This is a genomic window from Rhizobium sp. SVR5-9E, assembly GCF_056755095.1.
The window spans coordinates 1-4,791 of sequence record NZ_JBNDHS010000177.1; the positions used below are offsets into that span (position 1 = coordinate 1).

The window sequence follows — 4,791 nt, forward strand, 5'->3', positions numbered from 1 at the left end:
GAACCTCACCACCCATAACAAGCTCATATCGTTCATCTGGTCGATTGCCGACGATTGCCTCCGCGATGTATATGTCCGCGGCAAATATCGTGACGTCATCCTGCCGATGGTAGTTCTCCGTCGCCTCGACACGCTGCTTGAGCCCACCAAGGCGGCGATTCTTGAGGAAGTTCGCTTCCAACGCGAAGAGATGAAATCAACGGAACTGGACGATGCGCCGCTGACGGCCGCATCCGGATATGTTTTCTACAACACCAGTAAATGGACGCTGAAGCAGCTCCACGCGACCGCCACGAACAATCAGCAGATTCTTTTGGAGAATGTTGAAGAATACCTCGGCGGCTTCAGCGAAAACGTCAAGGAGATCGTCGGCCGCTTCAAGCTGCTAGAGCAGATGCGACACATGGCAAACAAGCAGGTGTTGCTCGACGTGCTCGAGAAGTTCATCTCTCCGTACATCAATTTGACGCCGCAAAATGTCGAAGACCCTGATGGCAGCATTATGCCTGGTCTGTCGAATCTGGGCATGGGTTATGTCTTTGAAGAATTGATCCGGAAGTTTAACGAAGAGAACAATGAGGAAGCTGGAGAGCACTTCACCCCGCGCGAGGTGATCCAATTAATGACTCACCTGATCTTCGACCCGATCAGTGACCAGCTGCCTCCCGTCATGACAATCTATGATCCGGCCTGCGGTAGCGGAGGTATGCTAACCGAAGCCCAGAACTATATAAAGGACCCCGAGGGGCCAATCGCGGCCAAGGGCGACGTTTATCTGTATGGCAAGGAAATCAACGACGAGACCTATGCCATCTGCAAATCCGATATGATGATCAAGGGAAACAACCCCGAGAATATCAAGGTCGGCTCCACGCTCGCGACAGATGAGTTCTCCGGTCATCGCTTCGATTTCATGCTTTCAAATCCGCCTTACGGCAAAAGCTGGAAGAGCGATCTGAAGTACATTAAAGACGGCAATGACGTCATCGACCCGCGGTTCCAGGTAGAACTGACCGACTACTGGGGAAACAAGGAAACCGTCGACGCCACGCCGCGCTCCAGCGACGGCCAGCTCCTCTTTCTGATGGAGATGGTGGGCAAGATGAAGCCGATCGCCAACAGCGTCATCGGTTCGCGCGTTGCCAGCGTTCATAACGGCTCCAGCCTGTTCACCGGCGATGCCGGCAGCGGTGAATCGAACATCCGCCGCAACATCATCGAAAACGACATGCTGGACACCATCATCCAGTTGCCGAACAACCTTTTCTACAACACCGGCATCACCACCTACATCTGGCTCTTGACCAACGCCAAGCCCGAGGCTCGACGCGGCAAGGTTCAACTGATTGACGCCAATCTCATGTTTCGCAAACTGCGCAAAAACCTGGGCGACAAGAACTGCGAGTTTGCGCCCGAACACATCGGCGACATCATCGCCGCCTATCTGGCCTTCCAACCGGTCGAACGGCAACTGGATGCGAACGGCGACCCGACCGGCATCGCGGTGCAAATTTTCGACAACACCGATTTCGGCTACCACAAGGTGACTATAGAGCGCCCCGACCGTCGCCGTGCCCAGTTCAGTGCAAAGAGGCTGGAACCTCTGCGCTTCGACAAGTCCCTGCGCGAGCCAATGGAACATCTGTGGGCCGAACATGGCGACAAGGTGTATGAGACTGGTTTCCTGAAGTCACAGACCAAGGCGATCCAATCCTGGTGCGAGGAACGGGAGATCGCGCTCAACGCGAAGCAACGCACCAAGCTTGTCGACACTGGCCTCTGGCAGCGGCAACGCGAGCTGATCGCAGTCGGCCACCAGCTTATGCAGGCCATTGGCACGGAAGAATCGGCTGATTTTAACGCTTTCCGCGAACACGTCGGCAAGGTGCTGAAGGGCCGCAAGATCAAGCTGACCGCAACGGAGAAGAACGCTATCCTGAACGCTGTTAGCTGGTATGCCGACGATGCGGAAAAGGTGGTCGACAGCGTTAAGCGGTTCACCAAGGCGGAACTCGGGGATGTGGCCGCACGATTTGGCTGTGGTATCGACGAACTTGGCGACTTCGGCCTTTATGCTCAGCCTGATGGCAGCTGGCTCACCTACGAGAGCAGTACTGATTTGCGCGACAGCGAGGCTGTTCCGCTGAAGGACAGCATCCATCGCTTTTTCAAGAGTGAGGTGAAGCCGCATGTGCCCGAGGCCTGGGTCAACCTAGACACCGTGAAGATCGGCTACGAGATCAGCTTCAACAAGTATTTCTACCGCCACAAGCCGCTGCGCAACCTTGAGGCCGTGACGCGGGACATTCTGGCGCTCGAGCAAAGAGCCGACGGCCTGATCGCCGATATCCTCGGGATAGAGCCCAACACCCTGACGGGGGCGGTGCGATGAATATTGCTGTTCCCTTCGCTGAAGATCACCACGCTCCTTCCCCAAGCCAGCTTACGTCACTTCCCTCTGAATGGCGCGTCGCGCGTCTGCGTCATGCCTTCAACTTCAGCAAGGGGCTCACAATCACTAAGGAGAACCTTCAGGATGAAGGCATTCCTTGCGTGAGTTACGGCGAGGTTCACTCGAAATATGGCTTTGAGGTCGATCCGGACCGCAATGCGCTTAGGTGTGTCGATGCGTCGTACCTGAAGAACAATCATTCTTCGCTTCTGCGTCGCGGTGATTTTATTTTTGCCGATACCTCGGAGGATATCGCAGGTTCAGGCAACTTCACCTGCTACAGGAGCGACCGACAAGCTTTCGCGGGCTATCACACCCTCATTGCCAAACCCAAAGTTCCCATGAACTTTCGATTCATGGCGTATCTGCTCGACTCGACATCTTTTCGTGCGCAGGTGCAGAGCGAGGTCACTGGGATCAAGGTTTTCAGCATTAGCCAAGCTGTCCTCAAGCCAACCCTCATCTGGTTCCCCCCCGAACATGAACAGGACGCCATCGCAGCGTTTCTTGATGAGAAATGCGCCAAGGTGGACGAGGCCGTGTTGATCAAGGAAGAGGAGATCGCGCTGCTGCGCGAGCGGCGGCAGATTCTGATCCAAGAGGCCGTCACCGGCAGCCTCAATCCCGATGCGCCCTTCCACGACAGTGGTGTCGACTGGATCGGGCAAATACCGGCGCATTGGGAAGTCAGGCGAAGCAAGTATGTTTTCACTCAGCGTAAGGAACTCGCGCGGAAGGATGACATCCAGCTTTCCGCAACCCAATCCTATGGCGTTATCCCACAGGACAAGTTCGAAGAACTTGTTGGTCGCCGCGTGGTTAAAATCCAAACCAACCTTGAGAAGCGCAAACATGTCGAGATCGATGACTTCGTTATCAGCATGCGCAGCTTCCAAGGTGGGCTGGAGAGGGCATTCGCGACGGGCTGCATCCGATCATCCTACGTGATTCTGCAGCCGCTGGAGCCCTTGAGCGCAGACTTCTTCGGCTATTTGTTCAAGAGCCCTCGATATATCAAGGCGCTCCAAGCGACCGGTAGCTTTATTCGCGATGGTCAGGACCTGAATTTCGATAACTTCTCGAAGGTCGATTTGTTTCTTCCTCCAATGCACGAGCAGGTGGCGATCGCGGCGCATATCAAAGCCGGCTGTGAGAAAATCGACAATGGCATTGCCATTAAGGAACAGCAGATCGTCGCGCTCAGAGAATACAGGACCAGCCTGATTGACGCGACGGTCACGGGCAAAATCAAGGTGGCGTGAGGGGGGACTATGGTCAGCAACACCAAGGAGGTGGCTCTGGAACAGGCGATTCAGCGGCATCTGACGGGCACGATAAATGAGGACCTGGCCAACCAGCCTGCCACGGCCGAACACGGTTCCTTCCGGTTCGGTCAACCTTCTGATTTCGACGCTCAGTATGCGATCGATACAAAACTCTTCTGGGAGTTTCTGGAGACCACACAAGGCAAAGAGCTGGCAAAACTGAAAGACCGCAGCCCCGTCGATTGGCAACGCAAGATACTCGAACGCTTTGACCGGCTAGTAAAGAAGAATGGGCTTCTGCATCTGTTGAAGAAAGGGCTTTCCGTCGATGACGCGGCCTTCACCCTCATGTACGCCGCCCCACTCGCCAGCTCGGCGGCCAAAGTCCATGAAAACTTCGCAGCCAATATCTTCAGTGTTACCCGACAGGTCCGCTATTCGGAAACTAATACAGGCGAAGAGATCGACATGGTCCTTTTCGTCAACGGAATGCCACTGATCACTGTCGAGCTGAAGAATGCGTGGACCGGTCAGACCGCTCGCTACCATGGGCAGAAGCAGTATCGCGAAAGCCGTGACGTCAGCCAGCCCCTTCTGCAGTTTGGCCGCGCATTGGTGCACATGGCCGTGGACACCGACGAGGTGTTCATGACGACGAAGCTTGCCGGGCCGGCCACCGTTTTCCTGCCCTTCAACAAAGGTCATAACGAAGGCGAGGGTAATCCACCCAACCCCGGCGGCCACAAGACCGCCTATCTGTGGGAAGAAGTGTTCACTAAGGAAAGCTTGGCCGGGATCATCCAGCACTTCGTGCTGCTGGAAGGAAAGTCGACGGACCCTCTGGCCAAAAAGTCGATGATCTTCCCACGTTACCATCAGTTGGACGTCGTCCGCCGGCTGTTGTCACACGCTGCCACGAATGGCGTCGGCCAAAGCTATCTGATCCAGCATTCGGCGGGTTCCGGAAAGTCGAATTCGATCACCTGGGCGGCGTATCAGCTAATAGATACCTATCCGGCGTCTGCCAGCGTGGCGGGCGGAAAAGGGCTGGACCAACCGCTGTTCGACAGCGTC

General features: G+C 55.5%; 3 protein-coding genes. All 3 read left to right on the forward strand.

From position 1 onward, the window contains the following. The coding region (locus ACPYOJ_RS33850; protein ID WP_481420150.1) for a type I restriction-modification system subunit M at window positions 1–2,392 on the forward strand (2,392 nt) is incomplete at its 5' end. After that, window positions 2,389–3,714 carry a restriction endonuclease subunit S gene (locus ACPYOJ_RS33855; RefSeq protein WP_481420151.1) on the forward strand — a complete coding sequence of 442 codons (1,326 nt, stop codon included), beginning with the start codon at window positions 2,389–2,391 and terminating at the stop codon, window positions 3,712–3,714. The genes ACPYOJ_RS33850 and ACPYOJ_RS33855, both read left to right, overlap by 4 nt. A gap of 9 nt (window positions 3,715–3,723) precedes the next feature. After that, window positions 3,724–4,791: type I restriction endonuclease (locus ACPYOJ_RS33860; RefSeq protein WP_481420152.1), on the forward strand; the 1,068-nt coding region annotated here is incomplete at its 3' end.

Excerpts from the sequence above, each read along its gene's own strand:
- ACPYOJ_RS33855 (WP_481420151.1), top strand. The coding sequence starts at position 2,389 with ATGAATATTGCTGTTCCCTTCGCTGAAGATCACCACGCTCCTTCCCCA.